Here is a 21,931-nt window from a genome sequence, read left to right on the forward strand (position 1 = left end):
ATTAAGCCAGCGCTCCTTTGGAGTGCTTGCCATTGTTCTTATAGGCTGCTTCTTTAAAGGGGCTCACACCTAGACGGCGGTATGTCTCGATAAAAGGCTCATCGGTAGTGCGTTGTTCAACGTAAACATTGATGAGGCTAGTCATTACATCTGGGATTTCATTGGCATAGAAAGAGGGCCCAATTACTTTGCCAATAGAGGCATCATTGCCTTGTTCTCCACCCAAAGTGATTTGATACCACTCTTCACCATCTTTATCCACGCCAAGTACACCAATATTGCCAACGTGATGATGGCCACAAGAATTAATACATCCAGAAATATTCAGACTAATATCACCTAAATCAAATAGGTAATCCAAATCATCAAAGCGCTCCTGAATCGCTTTAGCAATGGGGAGTGATTTGGCATTGGCTAGTGAACAGAAATCGCCACCAGGGCAAGCGATGATGTCAGTTAGTAATCCAATGTTGGGTAGTGCCACATGCTGTTGCTTAGCAGCTTGCCAGAGCTCCAATAGTTTAGATTGCTCTACATCAGCTAGCACTAAGTTTTGTTCGTGGGTTACCCGTAATTCACCAAAGCTATATTGATCAGCTAAATCTGCAATAGCATTCATCTGCGCACTGGTTGCATCGCCAGGAGCAACAGTACCATGGGGCTTGAGAGACAGGATTACGCTGGCATAACCTGGCACTTGATGCGACTTGACATTACGCTTAAGCCAGCGAGTAAAAGCACCTCTCTCAGCCTCGGTAGCAGCTGCAGGAATGGCTTCATCACTCATTGTATTTAACTGTTGATATGCAGGCTTAGTAAAGTGTTTAGCAACACGCTCCCACTCATACTTTGTGAAATTATCTTTGCTCTGTTTTGCTTCGTTATGAAGATATGCCCACTCACCTTCGACTTGACGTGCAAACTCTTCAGGACCTAAAGACTTTACTAATATCTTGATACGAGCTTTGTAGAGATTGTCTCTTCTACCAAAGCGGTTATACACACGCAATAGAGCAGTCAAATAGCTTGGTAAAACTTGCCATGGTAAGCCTTGCTTAATTAAGGATCCCAGTATGGGTGTACGACCCATGCCACCTCCAGCATAGATATCGGCAGTCAATTCTCCATTATTAATATTTGGATCTTTCTTGAGTTCAATACCAACGTCATGGCACAACAAGACTGTACGATCTTCTTTGGCGCCATTAATGGCAAACTTAAATTTGCGTGGCAGGTGTGCAAACTCCGGGTGTAATGTTGACCATTGGCGGAGTAACTCACAGATGGGCCTTGGGTCGATGTATTCATCTGCAGCAACACCTGCAAAGGCATCGCTTGTAATGTTGCGAATACAGTTGCCTGATGTTTGGATGGCATGCATCTCTACTTTGGCTAATTCAGCCAAGATGTCCGGTGTCTGTTCTAGCTCTACCCAGTTGAATTGAATGTTTTGACGGGTTGTGAAGTGTGCGTAACCGCGATCGTATTTATCAGCAATGAAGGCTAGGGTGCGAAGCTGTTTGGCGCTTAGCAAGCCGTAAGGAATAGCAACGCGCAGCATATACGCATGGCGCTGATGATAGAGACCATTCTGTAGACGGAGAGGGCGGAATTCTTCTTCAGCAATGGTGCCGTTCAGGCGTCGTTCAACTTGGTCTCGGAATTGGATAACCCGTTGATCTACAAGGGTTTGGTCAATATGGTCATATTTGTACATAGCCCTGTATTGTCTGGGGCTATGAGCATAACTACAAATACTTAAATATTGAATCTATATAACTAAAAGTATATATAGATTGGGATGGGTAAATCCTAGCTCATCGGGGCTAATTTACCCCATCTCGGAGCTTAAGATGGCTCAGTTGTATATAAAAAATAGATATCGGAGAACAAATGAAAAAATTACTCTTAGCTAGTAGCGCTATTGCGATATTGGCTACCCCTGGATTGTTATTGGCGCAGACCAGTAAATCCCCCTTACCATCAGCATCAGGTCAAGGCTTTACGCAGGAAGGCCTCAAGCGTATTGATACTTTCTTCGCAGACCAGATTGCCAGCAACCAAATGCCGGGTGCCGTTTTGGCAGTTTCCAAAAATGGCAAGTTGAGTATTTTTAAGCCCTATGGCTATCTCGATAAAGATGCTCAAAAACCTATGACAACCGATGCCATTTTTAATTTGGCATCGATGACTAAGGTAATGGCAACAGTAGGCGCCTTAACTTTTTATGAAGAAGGAAAGCTGCCTCTGAATGCACCAATCTCTGATTGGTTACCCCAATTTAAGAATATGAAAGTCGGCCAGGTAGACGCTGATGGCAAGCTCACTACGACTCTTGCAAAAAATCCCATCACCGTACAAGATTTGATGCGTCATACCAATGGTCTTACTTATGGCGGTCGTGGTGCAACTCCGATTCACCAGTTTTATCCTGCTGGCTCAGCTCCCGCTGCAATCAATCTCTCGACTGAAGAATTCATCGATAAGTTGGCTGCCGCGCCATTGTTATATGAACCTGGCACTGTTTGGGATTATGGCTTTGGACTTGATATACTGGGTATCATTGAGGAGAAAATTGCAGGTAAGTCTCTTGGCGGTGTTTTGCAAGAGCGAGTGTGGAGCAAAGTAGGTATGCCAAATACATCCTTTCAGTTAGCTGAAAAAGATCGTCCGCGTTTAGCCCAACCATTGCCATTAGATCCTTTAACAGGAAAGCCACAAAAGGTCGACATTCATACCAAGCAAGTCAAGTTTGATTGTGGCGGTTCATGCGCTTACTCAACAGCAGGCGATTATTTGCGCTTTGGTCAAATGTTGCTCAATGGTGGCAGCATTGATGGTAAGCGTGTCTTAGGACCGCAAACTGTGGCATTCATGACGGCCAACCATTTAAATAAAGATATTAAAAATAATGTGAGCGGTACTGAGCCTGCCCGTGTTGGTTATGGCTTTGGCTTGGGAGTGGCCGTGAGAACAGAGCGAGGACTATCAGCGAATAACGGTAATGTTGGGGATTACTCTTGGAATGGCGCTTACGGCACCATCTTTTTTGTTGATCCAAAAGAGCGGATGGTAGTCGTCATGATGGGTGTTGCGCCAGGCGAGATCCGTAAGGTGCATCGTGAGAAGCTCAATGCATTAATTTATGGAGCGCTTGAGAAGTAAGTTAATGCCAGTGATCGCTGATCACCAATAAAAAAGCCCCTCAGTTGAACATCATGTCTAACTGAGGGGCTTTTGACTTGCTTGGTTTGTATTGCTGCAATATTTTGGGATAAGCCACTTATTAAGCTAGGCTCAGATTCTCCTTGGATAGCGGGAAGTTGCGCACCGGTCTGCCGATTGCTGCAGAAATTGCATTTGCTACAGCCGGGCCTACAACGCAAATGGTAGGTTCGCCAACGCCACCCCAAAAGTCATAGGTTGGAACTAGTACGGTTTCGATTCTAGGTGTGGAGCTCAATTTCAGCAGTGGATAGGTATCTAAGTTCTGTTGTTTGATGCGACCTTTTTCAACCGTAATTTCTGGAAGAAAGATCGCTCCAAGCGCCATTGCTACGGACCCTTCAATTTGCTCACGAGCTAAATACGGATTCACAATGTGACCAGCATCTAATGCAAACACTAAACGATTGACCTTAACCACATTGTTTTGGACGGCGACTTCAGCGACGCAAGCAGAATAGCTGGCATACCCCATAAATTGCGCAACACCACGATACGTTCCCGCTGGCAGAGGCTTATCCCACTCTGCCTTTTTGGCTACGGCATTTAAAACACCTAGATGCTTGGGATGGTTTTGCATTAATGCGCGCCTAAATTGCACTGGATCCTTGCCTGCAGCCTGGGCACATTCATCCATAAAGCATTCCATAAAAATACCATTTTGATTGGTATTCACGCCGCGCCAGGGACCGACTGGTATGTGCGTATTTTTCATCACATATTCAGTGAGTAGGTTAGGGAAGGTATAGCCTAATTGCGCATCTGGTCCCTTCTCATAAAAACCTTGCAACTGACGCTCATCTTTACCATTTTTAATATTATGGGGCGCAGCTCTCGCATTAATTGATGGGCCTGAAACTTTAATATGCATGCCAGTGACATTACCAGTCGAATCCAAACCTGCCGTCATTTTTGCCATCGCAATCGGATGGTAAAAATCCTGCGTCATATCTTCTTCACGACTCCAAATCACCTTCACTGGAACTCCAGGAAACTTCTGCGCTACTTTTGCTGCATAAGTCGTAAAGTCTTGGGTTGATCCACGCCGACCTAAGCCACATCCTGAATCCAGTTTATAGACTTCGCAATTGGCCAACGGTAAACCGGTTGCTTCAGACAGGGCTGCGTGAGAACCTTCACCATTTTGCGTGGGTACCCAAGCCTCCGCGCGATCACCAGAAATCTTGACTGTCGCATTCATAGGCTCCATCGTGACGTGAGCTCTATATGGTGTGAAATAAATCGCCTCTACTTTTTTAGCGGAAGACTGAATGACTTCAGGAGCATCACCAACCTTACGTTGCCAGAAATCACCTTGTTCATCCAAGCCATCTCGTAATGTCTTATTGATGCCATCTTGTGAGGTGTTGGCTGCCTTTCCTTCATCCCAAACAATCGGTAAGGCATTGAGTGCGGTATTAGCGTGCCACCAGGTATCGGCTACCACTGCGAGAGTGCTGTCATCAATTTTGACGATGCCTTTTACTCCGCGCAGATTACTGATCTTGGCTTCGTCATAACTTACTAACTTGCCCCCAAATACAGGGCACGACTTGACTGATGCGCAAAGCATTCCAGGTAGTTGTAGATCAATGCCATATACCTTGCTGCCGTTGACTTTATCGGCTGTATCTAATCGGGCATAAGGCTGGCCGGCAACCTTCCAAGTTCTTGGATCTTTTAAGGTAATCGATTTTGGGTCGGGTGGAGTGAGGGTAGATGCTAGCTCGGCAACTTTGCCGTAGGTAGTCTTGCGTCCAGTCGGAATATGCGTAATGACACCTTTATCTACCTTTAATTCGCTAACGGGAACATTCCACTGATTGGCGGCAGCTTGTACGAGCATGATGCGTGCTGCTGCTGCGCCTCGGCGCACATAATCTTCTGATATCCGAATACCACGACTGCCGCCAGTGCCATGCTCCCCCCATACGCGTTTGCGAGCCAAACTCTGCCCTGGAGTTGCTGATTGTGTTTTTACCTTTCTCCAATTGCACTCTAGCTCCTCTGTGACCAGTTGAGCTAAGCCAGTGCGAGTGCCTTGCCCCATCTCGGAGCGAGCCACCCGAATGAACACCGTGTCATCCGGTTTAATGCTGACCCATGCATTGACCTCTGCATCGCCAAATCGGGTTGGGGTATTGGGGTCATAAGTAGCTCCAGCTTGAGCAAATGCCTCGGGTAGAGCGCCTACGCCTAGCATTAAGCCTCCGCCTACTAGGGTGCCTTTAATAATGAAGTCGCGACGTGCGCTATTAACTAATGGAGTGTCTAGTGTATTGAGTGTCATATCGATTCCCTTAGCCGCGTGTTGAAGGAGATGCGTCGTACTGAGCCAGTACTTCTGCCAATTTCTTCTGACCAGAGGCAACATGAATTCCGTCACGAATCTTTTGATAGGTACCACAGCGACAGAGATTACCCATGGCACTATCTATGTCAGCATCAGTAGGTTTTGGAATTCTCTTCAATAGAGCAGCAGCAGCCATTACCTGTCCAGATTGGCAATAACCGCACTGAGGAACATCAAGAGTAATCCAGGCTTGCTGCACGGGATGCGTATTGTTTTTAGAAAGCGCCTCAATTGTTGTAATTTTGGCTGTACCTACTGCAGAGACTGGTAATGAGCAAGAGCGCACGGGTTCACCATTGAGATAAACCGTACAAGCGCCACACTGAGCCACACCACATCCATACTTCGTTCCGGTAAGGCCCACTACTTCACGAATGGCCCATAGCAAGGGCATGCTTGGCTCGACATCTATATTGTGAATCTTGCCATTAACTGATAGCTGCATAAGGATCTCCTCTACTGTTTTGAATCACTTTAAATGATTGTGGAGGATTTGGCATATCTGTAATTAGATAAGGCGCAATAAACCCTTTGGCAGCATCATCTTTTTAGTATTGATGAGTAAATACCCTAATTAATATTTACTTTTTATGACAATGGCCATCTTCGGGATTGCTGGGTCGCTACCAACCTTTTCTATTTCATGGTTTTTGCTAAGAACTAAAATTTTGTCATCAGTATTTTGTAATTCATCTAATCAAGGAGATCGACATGACATAACTATCAAAAAGGAGTTTGTTATGTCACGTACATTAAGAAGAAAAAATCAGCAGCATGATTATGGTTGGGTCTACCAATGTCTAGAATTGATAAGGATGTAGGCGAATTCAATATTGATGGGGCACATATTAGGATACGAGACTATCCACAGTTAAGAAGCTTGTCATGGCAGCTTGATCACAACATACTTTTAACTGATAAAGAAGCGATAGGGATTTATGAGCGAAACAAGCGCTTCCTAGAGATCCACGAGATTGATGAGCGGGAAAGATTATTAATGCAACGACTTATTGATGAGCATGGAATGGAACAGTTGCTTTGAAAATTCCTTTATTTGCAGATAGTTCGGAGCCATGCATCAATTTGGTCGAACTTGAGCTCCTGCACTTTGAACATATGCATTATTTGACGATAGGCTTCCATCGAATCTGTATTGAGTCTCTTGTTATTGATGCGTAAAAAAGTATCCATTGCAGCAAAGGCAATTCTTTTATTGCCATCAATGAAAGGGTGATTAATGATGAGGCTTTCAAACAATGCCGCTGCCTGAGAAATAACATCTGGGTAGTAGCCTGATTGAGGGCGCATTAACGCCGCCTCAAGACTTGCTTTGTTTCTTAAGCCCTGTGATCCACCAAATCTATTAATCAAGACACCGTGCATCAGCATGATGTCTTGCATGGTAATAAAGAGCATTACTTGGCAAGCTCTTTGTATAGATCCTCAAACTCATGCAGGCTTTGTGCAAAGCTTGCCATTACTTGGCGATCGGGGGTTGATACCCCCTTTTTGTTTAAGAAGTCACGAAAGGCCTCATCCAAAACCGCATGAAACTTTTTACCTTCAATATCGGCAATTTGACGCAAGGTATGAAGTATCTCGGGATTTGCCTGAGAGGAGAATTTGCTTAAGTGAAGAGTGCCCATATGTTTATTCCAGTATTTTTCATTATTTTTCTTGAAATTTCATGAAAAATCAAGAAATTAGTAAAAATAGCCTAAATTGGGGCTTAAAACTGAACTTCTCTGTAATGTCGATACAGATTGGCAATCGATGCGAAGCCTAGAACCACAATCAGAACAGCAAAAAGGTACTCAATCGTCAGGTATGTAAATACACCTGTTTGAATGGCTACTGCTGCCGCAGTAAAGGCTGCAATCGCTCCGAAGACTACGAGTTTGAAGTTGGGGATAAAAGCGCCAAGCGTAATAGCTACAAATAACAAAATCAGATCTGATACTAATTGATCTGCAGTCTGAAAAATTTGATTGGTGAGCTCAGGGTTGGTCATCTTTCCTAGGACTGCCAACATCAATATACTGGCAAGTACCGCAAAGTTCAGTTTCGCTTTATTGAAAAGAATTTTGAATTGATCATTCACGGCAGGCAGTCTTTATTAGTGAGATATTTAGGAGGCGGCACTACCGCTAAACACAAGGCTGATGCCAATCCACAAGAGAATAAAAGCAACCAAGATCGTGAGGCCGAGCTTCTTGAGAAAGTATTCAAGGGTATCCATATAAGCTTCGTCATTACGACCAAAGTATTGATCAAAGCGTTTCCATACCAGGCGACCTACCACCAGCGGAAGTAGCATGGCAACAATGCCGAGAATAATAGTAAGCGTGTTATCCATGGGGTTTGTATTCTTTCTTGCTAATGTCTATTGAGTACCAATGAAGGCTGGATAGTCGTATAGCATACAGGGATTGTCCGAGAGAATTACTTTTCTCAGGTTTGGATCTGTTACCCAAGACCCGAATAGATCGCAGAGATCAGCGTCATGTGGCATTTGCTTTTTGACCATCACGTGAGGCCAATCGCTACCCCAAATTAATCGCTTGCTGTTGGCCTGAATTACCTCATCATTGAATGCTCGCATATCTGTATAAGGAAAGTCCCCATCACAAATACGGTAGGGACCAGTCATTTTGACCCAAGCCTTTTGCTCTCGTAGAAGTTCTAGTAAGCCTTGAAAGCCGGGGTCATTCACACCATGTCTTGAGTGGGAATAGCCAAAGTGCCCAAATACCAAGTCCACTGGAAAGTTTGCAAATGTTGTGGCGAGATCGGGGTATTCATTAACGTGGGCAAGTAACTCCAAATGCCAGCCAAAAGGTTTAATACGTTTAGCGATGGAAGTTAATTCATCGATCGGTAAACCCTTTGTTTTATCAGCAACATCTACAACATTGCAACGAATGCCACGAACACCAGCATGATGCATGACCTCTAATTCTGCATCGGAGATTTTGGGATCAATGACTGCAACCCCACGAAATTTGTCGGGCTTGCTGGTGAGTGCCGCGAGCATGGCTCGATTATCAGTGCCGTATACGCTGGGCTGAACTAAGACGGCGCGCTCAACACCCAGCACATGCAATAAAGATTCGTATTGGGTCAGCGTAGCATCGGGCGGAGTGTAGATGCGCTCATCAGCATAAGGAAACGCCAGAGCTGGCCCGCATATATGGGCATGACAATCTACCGCCCCAGGGGGAAATTGAATCTTTGGAGATCGAATTTCTGAATCTGGGGCTTGGCAGAGTGGTGCAGCGTGAGTTGAGTTCAATTTACTGTGGATAAATTACTGAGGCTCGATGTTGGCATCTTTAGCAATCTTCTGATACTTCGCCATTTCTTCGCGCACAAACTTACCGAACTCTTGTGGGCTCATGGGAGTTGCTTTGATACCCTTGGCTTCATAAGCGGTTTTCACTTCGGGAGATTGCATCGCCAAATTAATATCTTGATTAATCTTTTTCACAATTGCAGCTGGTGTACCAGCGGGTGCCCACACACCAAACCACAAACCAATTTCAAAGTTGGCATAACCCAACTCAGCGATGCTCGGAATATCTGGTACGGCAGCATTACGCGCTTTACTAGTTACACCAAGCGCTCTCACTTTCCCACCTTTGAGTTGTCCGATGGCGGTATCGAGTGGTGCCATATAAAAAGCGGTGCGTCCAGCCATCGTATCTTGAATAGCTTCTGGTGAGCCTTTGTAAGGAACGTGTATGAGCTTGATGCCCATCATTTGATTAAAGTATTCAGCGGCAAGGTGAGTTGAGCTACCAACGCCTGCAGATGCAAAAGTAATCTCGCCAGGCTTTGACTTGGCCGCAATAACTAAATCACGAACGGATTGATAAGGACCATCTGCGGAGGTAATTAAGACATAAGGTGTTTGCCCAAGGATGTCGACATCCACTAGGCTTTTGAGTGGGTCGTAAGGCAGCTTTTTATAAATGGCTGGATTGGCCGCGTATGACGCTGATTGCACCAGAAGAGTGTAGCCATCCGGTTCGGCACTTACAACCGCGCCAGTACCGATTAGGCCACCAGCACCAGGACGATTTTCAATAATGACGGATTGTTTCCAAGTCTCAGAAAGGCTTTTAGCAACAATGCGACCAGCAATATCAGCACCAGAACCCGCGGTCAGGGGCACAATCATCTTTACTGTGCGATTGGGGTAGCTTTGCGCGCTGGCGGCCGTAGAAATCAGGTTGAGGCTAAGCCCTAGGCTAATGAATAAGCTCAACATCAAGTTGCGCTTCAGTGAGCGAGGGGATTGCAATATCTTTTGCATCATGTCTCCTAAGTATTTTTATAGTTTCATTGGATAATCTACCATGCTCCTTTCAAGATCTCCATGATCAAGATGGGATATATAAAAATTGCTGAACCAGCTAGAAAGCAGAGACAAATGAGCCAAAAACTAGAAAAACAGATCATCAAGATCAACGGGGTCGATATTGCCTATCGTTTTGATGGCCCTAGTGACGGCCATGTGGTGATGATGGCGAATAGCCTGATGTCAGATTGCAGTATGTGGGATTGGAATGTGCCTGCATTAAGCGATCGTTATCGAGTCCTCCGTTTTGATAAACGGGGCCATGGCGATTCAGAAACAACCCCGGCACCCTACAGCATCCCCCAATTGGCTGATGATGCGGTTGCTCTATTGGATGCCCTGAAGATTGATAAAGTGCATTTCATTGGACTCTCAATGGGCGGCATGATTGGTCAGCAACTAGGTGCTCGTTTTCCGGAGCGCGTTTATTCTCTATCCCTCTGTGACACAGCAAGTGAAATGCCCCCTCGTAGTTTGTGGGAAGAGCGTTTTGAGCTTGCGCGCAAAGAAGGTATTGCCGGTTTAGTGGATGGCACTATTAAGCGTTGGTTTACTGGCCCATTTATTGCGCGCGCACCTCAAGATATTGCCAAAGTGCGGGGGATGATATTGGGTACCGGGGTTGAGGGTTATCTAGGGTGTGCAAGTGCTGTTAGGGATATGGCGCAAACTACCATGCTCTTAAAAATCAAGGCCCCAACGTTGATTCTGACAGGGCGTCAGGATCCAGCCTGTACGGTAGATCAAGCAATTGTGCTCAATCGTATGATTGATGGCTCGAAGTTAGTCATACTGGAGGATGCAGCGCATCTTTCTAACATCGAGCAGCCCGAGGAATTTAATCGCACTGTCCGTGACTTTATTGATACAGTGGACAACACTTTGTAGGAATGTATTTAAACATTAAAGCGCTATGCCAATGAAAAAAACGGATCTCTATAAAAACCTCGCCCTGGCAACTGCACAACGCATGAAAAATGCCGCTAAGACGCCAAAGCCGGGTGCGGCAGAGGGCATTGCTAAAACCAAAAAAGAGCTTGCTAGTAGCAATCCTATGCTTGCCTCTTTGATGGGTAAGACTAAGTCAAAGTCGAAGTAGTACATAGCTTGATGGGTAAGGAGATATTGCTTTGAGAGTAGGGCTGTGCCAAAGCGCACTGGTCTTGGCTTTTATTACGCCATTAGCTCTGGCGCAAATTGCTCCCCCACCCAATTACGATCAAAAGTTAAGTGATGTGGTGGTCAATGCCACTCGCTCTGATACGCCCTTGGATCGGATGCCACTGAACACGACGATTTTGACCAAAGAGGTATTGGAGGGTTCCCCAGATCAAACCATCGATCAGGTACTTAAAAATGTGCCGGGTGTATTTCTGAATGATGTGCCGTACTATCAAAAGGACCCGACAGGGCAGAGTATTAATGTGCGCGGTTTGGGTTATGGGCGCACATTGGTATTGATTGATGGGTTGCCTGCAAACGATGCTTTTTATGGAACGGTGCAGTGGAATTTAGTTCCCATGTCCTCGATTGAGTCTGTTGAATTTATTCGCGGCGGTGTATCTAGCCTGTGGGGTAATTACGGCATGGGTGGCGTTATCAATATCAATACTAAGACGCCCAAGAACAGTTCCCAGGATGTATCTGCTAGTTACGGGTCCTTTGGCACTGGCAATATTGCTGCCTCTAAGGACCTCATTGTTTCAGATGCAATGCAGATGCGGTTCTCAGCAGATTATTTTTCAAGTGAGGGTTTTCAAAACTACGCCACAATTTCTCCGGGCTCACCAAGCAATATTAAAAATGGGATGGGTACGGATACGGTTAAGAATTCGAATGTGCGTTTGCAGAATTATTTCAAGCCAACACAAGATACCAATGCCTTTTTACGCATGGGCTACAGCACGATGTCCGATTTAAGTAATAACTATGCAATAGCGCCTAATTTAATTCAAATGGCGGATATTGCAGCGGGCTCAACAACGCAATTGGATGCGAACAAAAAGACTCAGGTCAACGTGTATTACCAGGCAACGAACTTTTATAAGCAGACTGCGAATAATTTAAGTGCTGCACCATTTAGGCCATACGTTAACGCAAACTATACGGATCCTTACTCTACTGTGGGTGCTTCAGCTCAGTACACTCATGATTTAAAGGTTGCAGGAATTGATCAATATATTATTGGTGTTGATGCGAGAAATATTTCTGCATCAAATCAAACAAATAGTTTATCTACAGCTGGCGCTGTAAGCTCTGTAAGTTATGCACAGGGGCAGCAAAATTTTTATGGCCTCTTAGGCCAGATTAAATCGAGCGCTAGCAGCATTCCTCTTGAAGCTACTTTAGGTGCGCGTATTGATCAATGGAATAGCCAGACCCCAAGCTCATACAACGCTGGTGCAGGTGGTTCTAATCCCCAATATCAGGCAATTCCCAATCAAAGCAAAACCCAATTAAGCCCTTCATTGGGTTTGCTCTATAAGGCAAATAAAAACTGGGATTTGCGAAGTGCAGCCTATCAGGCTTTTCATGCGCCCAGTATGAATAACACCTTGCGTAGTTATGGGAATTCTATTAGTGGCTACTCTTTAGCAAACCCGAATTTAACTCCTGAGACGATGACGGGCTACGAGCTTGGAACGGATTACCGCTGGAAAAGTGGATTTGCTCAGTTAACAGCATTTAACAATTACATTCAAAATGCCATTACGAGCTACAAAATTACCACCGCAAATTGGGCGTTCGCGAACAGTCTGTGTGGAACGTCAGGTCTGTCGGGCTGCTCTTCAACTAGCTTGACGCCTGGCTATACCAATGTGAGTTACTACACTAATCAGCAAAACTTGCTTAGTCGTGGAATTGAGCTGCAATACCATCATGACCTTAATGCGCAATGGGCATTGGATGGGGGATACAGCTACACAAGCACAATTCTGACCTGGAGTGCCACTACAGATCCTATCAATACACAGGTAGGTGGCGTTCCTAAAAATATGGCGAATGCTGGAATTACTTACTACCCAATTCCTCAGGCAAGCTTAACTACTACAGTGCGTTATGTTGGTAACTCTTGGATGTCTACCGGCACTTTGCCAGTGCCCGCTTATGCAGTTGTTGGTTTAAAAGCTAACTACCAACTCACGCAACAAGCCTCCATCTTTGCCTCAGTAGTCAATTTATTTAACCGTCAATATGTGACATTTAATATTGCCAGTCAGGCATCTGCTTACCAAGCGGGTATGCCACAGGCTTTATCAGTTGGTGCGCGTATCAACTTTTAAGGGTCTGATGTAAGGCATAACCCTAACAAAGTGGGGTGGTTCTGTGGTCAAAAGAGTGATTAAATAAGCATACAAAAACAAAAAATAAAAAAATATAAATACAAATTAAGAGAAGGGTTCAAATGAAATCTATTAATACCGGCATGAAGGTGAAACTCATGCCATTAGTTGCAGCTTTATTGGCGTCCTCAGTGCTTGGTTTGCAGGGCTGTTCCACAGGATCTACAGCGGTAACAGAGGCGCCTAAGCCTGCTGCAGCACCAGCCTGGAAACAGGGAATGGGCGCAGATATGTCCACTTCAAAGTTGGCTCCCTTGGCAGGCAAGATGACTGCTACCCCAGCTAGTGAGATTCCCCTGAATAATCTCAAGTTACCCTCAGGTTTCAAGATTGAAATCTATGCGACCGGCATTCCTGGTGCTCGTGAAATGGCTATGGGTGATAACGGCAAGATTTATGTTGGTACCCGTGCAATTGGCCGTGTTTATGAGGTCAGCAATAACGGCAAAGAGCGCACTAGTCGTGTGGTGGTTGATAAGTTAGTGCAGCCCTCAGGTGTGGCGTATAAGAATGGATCACTTTATGTCATGGCGATTGATAAAGTCTTACGTTATGACGGCATTAGTAAGAATCCTGGCGTAGCGCCAGTCGATTTAACTTCTAAGTTTAATTTGCCACCAGAGCAGCACCATAACTGGAAATACATTGCCTTTGGTCCGGATGGAAAGTTATATGTTCCTTTTGGCGCACCTTGTAATATTTGTGAGTTACCCACTCCTGAATATGCTCAGATTCGTCGCTACAATCCAGACGGCTCCGGCATGGAAGTATTGGCGACAGGTGTAAGAAATACTCAGGGATTTGACTGGCATCCAGTGACAAAGCAACTCTGGTTTACAAATCATGGACGCGATTGGATGGGTGACGACAAGCCAAATGACACCCTACATCTGCTTGCTAAAAAGGGTGAAAATTTTGGCTTCCCATACTGCCATGAAGGCAATATGCCAGACGATAAAATTGTTAAACCTAATCCATGCGAAGGTGTGACTCAGCCAGTAGCACTGTTAGGTGCTCATGCTGCAGTGATGGGTATTAAGTTCTATACCGGCAATATGTTCCCTGCAGAATATAAAAACGTAGCATTTATTGCACGTAAGGGCTCTTGGAATCGTAATGTTAAATCTGGTTATGACGTAGTTACTGTGAAGGCTGATGCAGATGGTAAAAATGCCAAGGTAACCCCGTTTATCACCGGTTTCATGAACTCCAGCGATCAATCATTCTGGGGTCGTCCTACATTCTTTATGCAAATGCCCGATGGATCTATGTTGCTGACAGATGAGCAATTAGGAGCAATTTACAGAATCACCTACAGCAAAAAATAAACATTGGTATTTGTGAGATCTTTGAAAATAGCGGCGTTACTCTCGGGGATTTATCTCTCCTTGGTTGCGCCGCTGTCATTTGCACAGGATGTCAGTGCCAAGTTGGCAGTTTGTGCTGCATGCCATGGGTCTGATGGTAATTCAGCCATGGTGGGGGTCCCTTCTCTTGCAGGGCAACCCAAAATATTTCTAGAAAATAATCTCATCATGATTCGCGAGGGTATTCGAGATATTCCCGCGATGAAGGGGCAGTTGAATGGATTTACTGACCCACAAATTATTGCCTTAGCCAAGTTCTACTCTACTCAGCCCTTGAAATCTGAACCGGGTAAACGGGATGATGCGCTTCATGAAAGGGGTCAGCTGCTTTCGAAGCAGGCACTTTGCGGGACATGCCACTTACCCGACTATGTTGGTCGTGAGCAAATGCCTAGACTTGCTGGGCAACGCGAGGATTACTTATTGCATACCATGCGTCAATTCCGAAGCAATCAAGCAACTGGGCGAGATACCATTATGGCGGCTTCCTTGTATGGTATGAATGATGATGATTTGAAAGCAATTGCGCAATATCTCTCGCAATTAAAATAAGATTTCCCGTCCTTTGAATGAAGATTAAATTCATGAGGGCGCACATGTAGCACCCTTACATTAGGGACCTGAAGAGACTATCGTATTGCAATCAAAAAACCACTTTTTATTAGTTGACTCTTTTAAAGTCTTTGCCGCTTTACTAATCATCCTGCACCATCTATCGAGTTATGGTCAGATGGCAGTGGATGCACGCTCAGTTTTGCCGGGCTTGATGACATGGCTTTTTGAATACGGTCGTTATGCTGTGCAAGTCTTTTTGGTGATGGCGGGGTACTTGGCAGCCCAGTCACTTACGCGTTTTGCTAATACGCAGTTCAGTAGCCAAACCCTATTGCGAGTCATCATCAATCGCTATTTGCGTTTGTTTGCCCCCTATATTGCCGCTTTAGTTTTTACTATCTTCTGCGCTTGGATTGCGCGCTTTTGGGTTAATGATGAATTCGTTGGCGAGCAAGAAACGCTGAGCCAATTTATTGCCCACCTGTTTTTTCTGCAAGGCATTCTGGGGCTTGACTCCATCTCTGCGGGCGCCTGGTATGTAGCGATTGACTGGCAGCTCTACTCAGTATTCGCTGTATTGCTTATTTCCTTTTCGTCTTATCAAGCTTTGATATGGCTGATCAGTATTGTTGCTGTGAGCTCTTTGCTCTACTTCAATCGTTCCGCACAATACGAGGCCTACTTTATTTATTTCATTGGCTCTTATGGGCTTGGCGTACTAGCCTATCTTGCGAAGCACTTTGCTGATAAGAAGATTCAAGTCTTAGCTAAGTTTGCACTGATTGCAATTGGATTAATTATTGCGATCTCCGCATTACATCAAGTGTGGTTGCGAAATTTCTTGGCTTGGTTTGTGGCTTTGCTTTTATTCGTGTGGGGAAATACGGGCTACCCAAGCTTGCTGCCTAGAGGTTCAAAAGTAAAAGCATATATATTGCACTCTATTGCATGGGCCAGCCCCCTCTCATACTGTGCCTTCTTAATTCACTTTGCATTTATCTTGCTAGCAAATACACTTTATATTGCTTCTGGAATGCATGCTCACGAGAGTGGCTTAATTGCAATTAGCTTAATGTTGGGAGTCGTAGTGTGTAGCACTATTGCTGCTAGCTACCTATATCGCTGGGTAGAAATTCCCTCAGCTAAGCTAAAGATTTAAAGCAAATACTTAAATACCCATATCCTTTAAGACGCGGAAGATTTCTCGATAAGCCTTAGGGGGTTTATTGGCTTCTTTTTCTTTGCGAGCATTGCGGATGAGGGTGCGCATATTCTGAATATCCATATCGGGATATTGCTCAATCATCTTGGTAAAGGTTTCATCATTTGCTATCAGGCGATCGCGATAAGACTCTAAATGATGTAGTTTTGCAGTTTCTTCCTTGCTAACGCCCTGAATTGCATCTAGGCGCTTTTGAATTGCATCTAATTCCTCTTCATCCAAAAATCGCATGAGCTTGCCAAGATACTGCTTATGACGACGAATTGCTTCAAAACTCTTAATCTTGTTAGTTTCCGCAATGGAGGCCTTAATCGCCTCATCCATTGGTATAGTCTTTAAGGCATCGCTACTGAGTGCTGCTAGAACTTCGGCCAGCTTTTGGCGCTCAGTCATCAAGCGCTTTAGCTCGGATTTGCTAGGCCCATCATCAAGATCATCTTTCTTGGGGGTGCGGTTCTTTTCGTTGACGTGCATGAGCGTATTTTAGACGGGTATTTACCGTTTCTAGCTGAATCTTCCAATTTCTTCTTATTGGAAGATTTGGTAAATAATAGAGTTTATAAATGGGCGTCTATATAACTAGAGATATGAGCACAACAAGCCATCAAAATACCTACGACTACATCATCATCGGCGCTGGCAGTGCAGGCTGTATGTTAGCCAAGCGCCTGACTGAGAATCCCGCTAAACGGGTTCTCTTAATTGAGGCTGGTAAGAACGATAACTACATCTGGATCCATATACCGGTTGGTTATTTATATTGTATCGATAACCCAAGAGCAGATTGGCGCTTTAAGACCGCTACTGAAAAAGGCCTAAACGGACGCTCACTCCTCTATCCGCGCGGCCGTGTTTTAGGTGGCTGTTCATCTATCAACGGCATGATTTACATGCGCGGCCAAGAGGGTGATTATGCATCTTGGGTCAAAGCAACAGGTGATGATTCTTGGTCTTGGCAAAACGCTTTGCGTCGTTACAAATCATTTGAGGATTATCACGGCGCTCCCAATCAGTGGCACGGCAAAGGTGGTGAGTGGACTGTGTCTAAGCAGCGTTTGCGTTGGCCCATCATGGATGTTTTCAAAGAGGCTGCAGTGGAGGCAGGCATTCCAGCATCAGACGACTTTAACCAAGGCGATAATTTTGGGGTGGGTTACTTTGATGTGAGTCAACGCAAAGGTTGGCGTCTCAATACGTCCAAAGCATTTTTGCGTGATGCTGCTAAGCGACCTAATCTCACGGTAATTACTGAGGCGATGGTCAATAAATTATTAATTGATTCAAGCTCTAAAAATTGCTACGGCGTTCAATATATTCAGAACGGCAAAAAAACCGAAGCACTTTGTAATATCACCAATCAAGGCGAAGTGATTTTGAGTGCAGGTGCCATTGGTAGCGTGCAGGTTTTAGAGCGCTCAGGTATTGGATCAGCTGCGCATCTGAATAAATTAGGCATCCCCGTCATTGCAGATTTACCGGGCGTAGGTGAAAACTTACAAGACCATTTGCAATTACGCATGATCTACAAGGTCAATGGCATAAAGACTCTCAATACGAAAGCAAACTCTTTACTTGGCAAGCTGTCCATTGGTATGGAGTACGTGTTTAAGCGCTCCGGACCGATGTCGATGGCCCCATCTCAGTTGGGTGCATTTGCATACAGCTCACCTGACCAGCCCTCTGCTAATTTGGAGTATCACGTTCAACCGCTATCACTAGAAAAGTTCGGTGAAGATTTGCATTCCTTTAATGCGATTACTGCCAGTGTTTGTAACTTACGACCTACATCTCGTGGCAGTGTACATATCAGTTCGATCGATCCAGAAGCGCCCCCAGTCATTGCACCAAATTATTTATCGACCGACGAAGACCGCAAAGTAGCTGCTGACTCATTGCGTCTCACACGCAAGATTTTAGAAAGTCCTGCGCTCAAACCGTACACGCCAGATGAGTACAAGCCAGGCAATCAATATCAAAGCGATGAAGAACTCATCAAAGCTGCTGGTGATATCGGCACAACGATTTTCCATCCAGTGGGCACCTGCAAGATGGGGCGCGATGATGATCCGATGGCAGTGCTTGATTCACAATTGCGAGTTAGGGGTATTCATCATTTGAGGGTGGTTGATGCATCTGCAATGCCGACAATTACTTCCGGTAATACTGCGGCGCCTACTATGATGATTGCGCAACGCGCTGTTGAATTGCTTACTGGTGAGTAGTTCAAAAACATCAGGCAGTACTCAGTTGTATCCGAGGCTTCCTACAAGCCACTTGTTATTAGCGCTTGCCATTGTTGCTGTGTGGGGAACTAACTTTGTGGTGATCAAAGTTTCTCTTGAAAGCTTCCCACCATTTTTATTCGCTGCTCTGCGATACATTTTTGCTTTATTGCCAGTAGTATTTTTTATTCCCAAGCCCAAGGTTTCTTGGGTCAATTTGTGTATCTATGGTTTGGCAACTGGACTTGGGCAGTTCGGCGTGATGTACTTTGCGATTGATGGACGAATCTCTCCGGGGCTAGCATCCTTGCTTATTCAGACCCAAGTGTTTTTTACGATCGGCTTTGCGATGTTCTTTGCTAAAGAAGGTCTAAGGCTATATCAGGCAGTGTCCGTGGCGGTAGCAATGATGGGTTTGTTCATTATTGCGCTGCACACTGATGCCACAACGACTTTCTTGGGCCTAGCCTTAGTGGTGTTTGCTGGCTTCTCTTGGGGGGTTGCTAATACAGTGAGTCGTAGGGCTGGTGCTATTAATATGCTGTCCTATGTGGTTTGGGCAAGCGCGTTCTCAATACCTCCTTTGCTGCTTGTTTCACTCATCTTTGAGGGTGGTGCCGGCCATTTATGGGAAGTCACTCTAGTAGCACCAATGGGCGCTTGGATTGGAGTGCTCTGGCAGGCATGGGCTAATACCCTGTTTGGCTATGCTGCTTGGGGGTGGCTGCTTTCAAAGCACCCGGCTGCCGTGGTGGCTCCCGCCCCCTTACTAGTTCCCATCTTTGGCATGGGGGCATCTGCTTTTTTCCTAGGCGAAGCCTTGCCAGGCTGGAAAATCAGCGCTGCTGGCTTGGTAATTGCTGGTTTAGTGATCAATCTTTTCTGGCCTGCATTGCGAGAACAAAGTCGTAAGTTTTTTTAAAACGACCTCTATCCCTAGGGGCTAATGTAAAACCCTAATACTGAGCCCTTTTTTTGCCCCTATATTGACTGTAAGATAGCAATTCGCTTCAAGTTGTACCTACAAAAGAACTTATTTAATTAGCATTTTTAGTCATGGAGACTTTATGAATATTCGTCGTCACATTTTTGCAGTGGCTGCTACTGCAATGTTATCAACCGGCGCTTATGCTGCCGATATCAAAGTAGGCGTAATCGGCCCGTTCACTGGCGGCTCAGCTTCAATGGGCGTGAGTATGCGTGATGGCGTGCGTTTGGCTACTAAAGAAATTAACGCAGCTGGTGGCATTGACGGCAACAAGATTGTTTTAGTTGAGCGCGATGACGAAGCTAAAAACGAGCGTGGTGTACAAATCGCTCAAGAATTGATCAATAACGAAAAAGTAGCTGCTACTTTGGGTTACATCAACACTGGTGTGGCCTTGGCATCACAGCGCTTCTTCCAAGAAGCAAAGATCCCAGTCATCAACAACGTTGCTACTGGTACTTTGATTACTAAGCAATTTCCAAATGCCGCTGAGAACTATGTTTTCCGTACTTCTGCTGCTGACAACATCCAGGCTCCAATGATCGCTAAAGAAGCGGTTGAGAAGCGTGGCTTGAAGAAAGTAGCTATCTTGGCTGACTCAACTAACTATGGTCAGTTAGGTCGTGAAGACTTAGAAAAAGCGCTCAAGACTTATGGCGTAACTCCAGTAGCTACTGAAAAGTTCAACCTCGGTGACGTTGATATGACTTCACAGTTGCTCAAGGCAAAAAATGCTGGTGCAGAGGTTATTTTGACTTACGCAATCGGACCTGAGTTGGCGCAAATTGCTAACGGTATGGCGAAATTGGGTTGGAAAAAGCCAATGATCGGATCATGGACATTGTCTATGGCCAGCTTCATTGATACAGCTGGTAAGAATGGTAACGGCGCAACAATGCCAGAGACTTTCATTCAGAATCCCCCAACAACACCAAAGCGTAAAGCTTTCGTTGAGGCTTACCTGAAGGATTTCAAGCCAAAGAACGGCATTATTGCTTCTCCAGTATCAGCAGCTCAAGGATACGACTCTGTATATCTCTTAGCAGCTGCGATCAAGCAAGCTAAAGGCACAGAAGGACCAAAGATCTTGGCTGCATTGCAAGATCTGAAAACTCCAGTCGAGGGCGTTGTAATGACCTACAACAAGCCATTTAGCGCAACTGACCATGAGGCTATCAAAGCTAAAGACGTTGTGATGGGCATTGTTGAGGACGGCAAGGTTGAGTTCTTGAATGCTGAAGATGCAACACCTAAGAAGAAGTAATCCTTCTTAGAGTGGGTGCGGAAACTCAAATTTTCCGCACTGCAGCAATTTAAAAGGTATTAATAAGCAAAACGCCGCCCACAAAGCGGCGTTTTGCTTACAATGTCGGATCGTTCATAAAACAGTTTTAGAATTTTTTTAGGTCTACATCATGGAAATGTTTGCACAAATCCTCTCCAGCGGTATAGCGGTGGGCATGATCTACGCGGTCATTGCTTTCGGCTTTCAGCTGACTTTTGCCACATCTGGCACATTGAATTTCGGTCAAGGTGAGGCCTTGATGTTGGGCGCCTTAGTCGGCCTGACATGTGTTGACATGTTCGGTATGAACTACTGGCTCATGATCCCAATCGTCTGCCTATTCGGGATGGTGCAAGGTGGCTTCGTTGAGCTGATTGGTGTTCGTCCTGCGATTAAGATCAAATCTGAGTTTGGTTGGATTATGTCCACTATCGCGTTGGGCATTATTTTCAAAAACGTGGCTGAAAATATTTGGGGTCGTGATGCATTGCCATTTCCATCCCCGTTGCCGATGGAACCAATGGCATTCCTTGGGGCAAACATTTTGCCAATGGAAATCTTGGTTGTAGTTGGCGCTTTAGTCATGATGTTGTTGGTGGAGTTCTTTAACCGTAAAACAATTTACGGTAAAGCGGTTGTCGCAACAGCAAACGATCGTGATGCTGCCGGCTTAATGGGAATTAATACCAGCTTGGTAATTACCTTCTCATATGCACTCTCATCCTTAACTGCTGCCTTTGCAGGTGTTCTGATTGCACCGTTGACATTGACTGGCGCTGCTATGGGTGGTGCTCTGGGTTTAAAAGCATTTGCAGTGGCCATTATTGGCGGCCTCTCAAGTGGTATGGGAATCATTGTGGGTGGTTTGATTCTCGGAATTGTTGAGACTGCCACAGGCTTTTATATTTCTACCGGCTACAAAGACGTACCAGGCTTGATCTTGCTCTTATTAGTGCTTGCATTTAAGCCATCTGGTCTCTTTGGTAAAACTGCAATCAAGAAAGTTTAAT

General features: G+C 45.1%; 22 protein-coding genes. 12 read left to right on the forward strand and 10 right to left on the reverse strand.

What is annotated here, in order from left to right:
• Position 1 precedes the first annotated feature (1 nt).
• The gene (locus ICV89_RS01770; RefSeq protein ID WP_215309158.1) at positions 2-1,717 is read right to left on the reverse strand and encodes a nitrite/sulfite reductase; all 1,716 of its coding nucleotides are present in this window, start codon (positions 1,715-1,717) and stop codon (positions 2-4) included.
• Positions 1,718-1,893: 176 nt separating this feature from the next.
• On the opposite strand from ICV89_RS01770, the gene ICV89_RS01775 reads away from it, so the two are divergent.
• Entirely contained in the window at positions 1,894-3,165 is a 1,272-nt protein-coding gene (locus tag ICV89_RS01775) for a serine hydrolase (RefSeq protein ID WP_215309160.1), read from the forward strand.
• Between the two features lie 121 nt (positions 3,166-3,286).
• Here ICV89_RS01775 and ICV89_RS01780 read toward each other — a convergent pair whose 3' ends face one another.
• Positions 3,287-5,515, reverse strand: coding sequence for a xanthine dehydrogenase family protein molybdopterin-binding subunit (locus tag ICV89_RS01780; protein ID WP_215309162.1), 2,229 nt, complete (start codon positions 5,513-5,515; stop codon positions 3,287-3,289).
• A 10-nt stretch (positions 5,516-5,525) separates the two neighbouring features.
• Positions 5,526-6,023, reverse strand: coding sequence for a (2Fe-2S)-binding protein (locus tag ICV89_RS01785; RefSeq protein ID WP_215309164.1), 498 nt, complete (start codon positions 6,021-6,023; stop codon positions 5,526-5,528).
• A 351-nt stretch (positions 6,024-6,374) separates the two neighbouring features.
• On the opposite strand from ICV89_RS01785, the gene ICV89_RS01790 reads away from it, so the two are divergent.
• A complete protein-coding gene (locus ICV89_RS01790; protein ID WP_215309166.1) occupies positions 6,375-6,620 on the forward strand; it encodes a hypothetical protein in 246 nt (81 codons plus the stop codon).
• Positions 6,621-6,628: 8 nt separating this feature from the next.
• On the opposite strand, the gene ICV89_RS01795 is transcribed toward ICV89_RS01790, so the two are convergent.
• The 6 genes from ICV89_RS01795 to ICV89_RS01820 all read right to left on the reverse strand — a co-directional run bounded on the left by ICV89_RS01795 (position 6,629) and on the right by ICV89_RS01820 (position 9,896).
• Positions 6,629-6,994 carry a type II toxin-antitoxin system death-on-curing family toxin gene (locus ICV89_RS01795; protein ID WP_251370879.1) on the reverse strand — a complete coding sequence of 122 codons (366 nt, stop codon included), beginning with the start codon at positions 6,992-6,994 and terminating at the stop codon, positions 6,629-6,631.
• Positions 6,994-7,224: a hypothetical protein gene (locus ICV89_RS01800; RefSeq protein WP_215309168.1), complete on the reverse strand. Its 231-nt coding sequence runs from the start codon at positions 7,222-7,224 to the stop codon at positions 6,994-6,996. Before ICV89_RS01800 ends, ICV89_RS01795 begins: the two co-directional genes overlap by 1 nt.
• Positions 7,225-7,307: 83 nt before the next feature.
• The gene (locus ICV89_RS01805; protein WP_215309170.1) at positions 7,308-7,679 is read right to left on the reverse strand and encodes a hypothetical protein; all 372 of its coding nucleotides are present in this window, start codon (positions 7,677-7,679) and stop codon (positions 7,308-7,310) included.
• A gap of 27 nt (positions 7,680-7,706) precedes the next feature.
• Complete coding sequence (locus ICV89_RS01810; RefSeq protein ID WP_215309172.1) at positions 7,707-7,934, reverse strand: hypothetical protein; 228 nt, start codon at positions 7,932-7,934, stop codon at positions 7,707-7,709.
• Between the two features lie 27 nt (positions 7,935-7,961).
• On the reverse strand, positions 7,962-8,870 hold the full coding sequence (locus ICV89_RS01815; RefSeq protein ID WP_215309173.1) for an amidohydrolase family protein: 909 nt from the start codon (positions 8,868-8,870) through the stop codon (positions 7,962-7,964).
• Positions 8,871-8,885: 15 nt separating this feature from the next.
• Complete coding sequence (locus ICV89_RS01820) at positions 8,886-9,896, reverse strand: tripartite tricarboxylate transporter substrate binding protein (protein WP_215309175.1); 1,011 nt, start codon at positions 9,894-9,896, stop codon at positions 8,886-8,888.
• A 114-nt stretch (positions 9,897-10,010) separates the two neighbouring features.
• Between ICV89_RS01820 and pcaD the strand changes: the two genes are divergently transcribed.
• From pcaD to ICV89_RS01850, 6 genes are all read left to right on the forward strand, one after another.
• Positions 10,011-10,826, forward strand: a complete 816-nt coding sequence (gene pcaD, locus ICV89_RS01825; protein WP_215309177.1) for a 3-oxoadipate enol-lactonase — start codon at positions 10,011-10,013, stop codon at positions 10,824-10,826.
• 31 nt (positions 10,827-10,857) lie between these two features.
• A complete protein-coding gene (locus ICV89_RS01830) occupies positions 10,858-11,037 on the forward strand; it encodes a hypothetical protein (protein ID WP_215309178.1) in 180 nt (59 codons plus the stop codon).
• A 64-nt stretch (positions 11,038-11,101) separates the two neighbouring features.
• Positions 11,102-13,222, forward strand: a complete 2,121-nt coding sequence (locus tag ICV89_RS01835; RefSeq protein WP_215309179.1) for a TonB-dependent receptor — start codon at positions 11,102-11,104, stop codon at positions 13,220-13,222.
• Between the two features lie 122 nt (positions 13,223-13,344).
• Positions 13,345-14,610, forward strand: coding sequence for a sorbosone dehydrogenase family protein (locus ICV89_RS01840; RefSeq protein WP_251370880.1), 1,266 nt, complete (start codon positions 13,345-13,347; stop codon positions 14,608-14,610).
• A 12-nt stretch (positions 14,611-14,622) separates the two neighbouring features.
• Positions 14,623-15,201 carry a c-type cytochrome gene (locus ICV89_RS01845; protein WP_215309180.1) on the forward strand — a complete coding sequence of 193 codons (579 nt, stop codon included), beginning with the start codon at positions 14,623-14,625 and terminating at the stop codon, positions 15,199-15,201.
• Between the two features lie 85 nt (positions 15,202-15,286).
• Positions 15,287-16,363: an acyltransferase gene (locus ICV89_RS01850; RefSeq protein WP_215309181.1), complete on the forward strand. Its 1,077-nt coding sequence runs from the start codon at positions 15,287-15,289 to the stop codon at positions 16,361-16,363.
• A 9-nt stretch (positions 16,364-16,372) separates the two neighbouring features.
• Here the strand turns inward: ICV89_RS01850 and yjgA are convergent, their stop codons facing one another.
• Positions 16,373-16,900, reverse strand: a complete 528-nt coding sequence (yjgA, locus tag ICV89_RS01855) for a ribosome biogenesis factor YjgA (protein WP_215309182.1) — start codon at positions 16,898-16,900, stop codon at positions 16,373-16,375.
• 113 nt (positions 16,901-17,013) lie between these two features.
• On the opposite strand from yjgA, the gene ICV89_RS01860 reads away from it, so the two are divergent.
• The 4 genes from ICV89_RS01860 to ICV89_RS01875 all read left to right on the forward strand — a co-directional run bounded on the left by ICV89_RS01860 (position 17,014) and on the right by ICV89_RS01875 (position 21,930).
• Positions 17,014-18,648 (forward strand): GMC family oxidoreductase, encoded by a 1,635-nt coding sequence (locus ICV89_RS01860; RefSeq protein WP_215309183.1) that lies wholly within the window; start codon positions 17,014-17,016, stop codon positions 18,646-18,648.
• A complete protein-coding gene (locus tag ICV89_RS01865) occupies positions 18,641-19,570 on the forward strand; it encodes an EamA family transporter (RefSeq protein ID WP_251370881.1) in 930 nt (309 codons plus the stop codon). The genes ICV89_RS01860 and ICV89_RS01865 overlap by 8 nt, the downstream gene beginning before the upstream one ends.
• Before the next feature lie 145 nt (positions 19,571-19,715).
• A complete protein-coding gene (locus ICV89_RS01870) occupies positions 19,716-20,900 on the forward strand; it encodes an ABC transporter substrate-binding protein (protein WP_215309184.1) in 1,185 nt (394 codons plus the stop codon).
• Positions 20,901-21,051: 151 nt separating this feature from the next.
• Positions 21,052-21,930, forward strand: a complete 879-nt coding sequence (locus tag ICV89_RS01875) for a branched-chain amino acid ABC transporter permease (protein ID WP_215309185.1) — start codon at positions 21,052-21,054, stop codon at positions 21,928-21,930.
• Position 21,931: the final 1 nt, after the last annotated feature.

Origin of the sequence: Polynucleobacter sp. Adler-ghost, from assembly GCF_018688495.1 — a bacterium.
Taxonomy (GTDB): Bacteria; Pseudomonadota; Gammaproteobacteria; order Burkholderiales; family Burkholderiaceae; genus Polynucleobacter.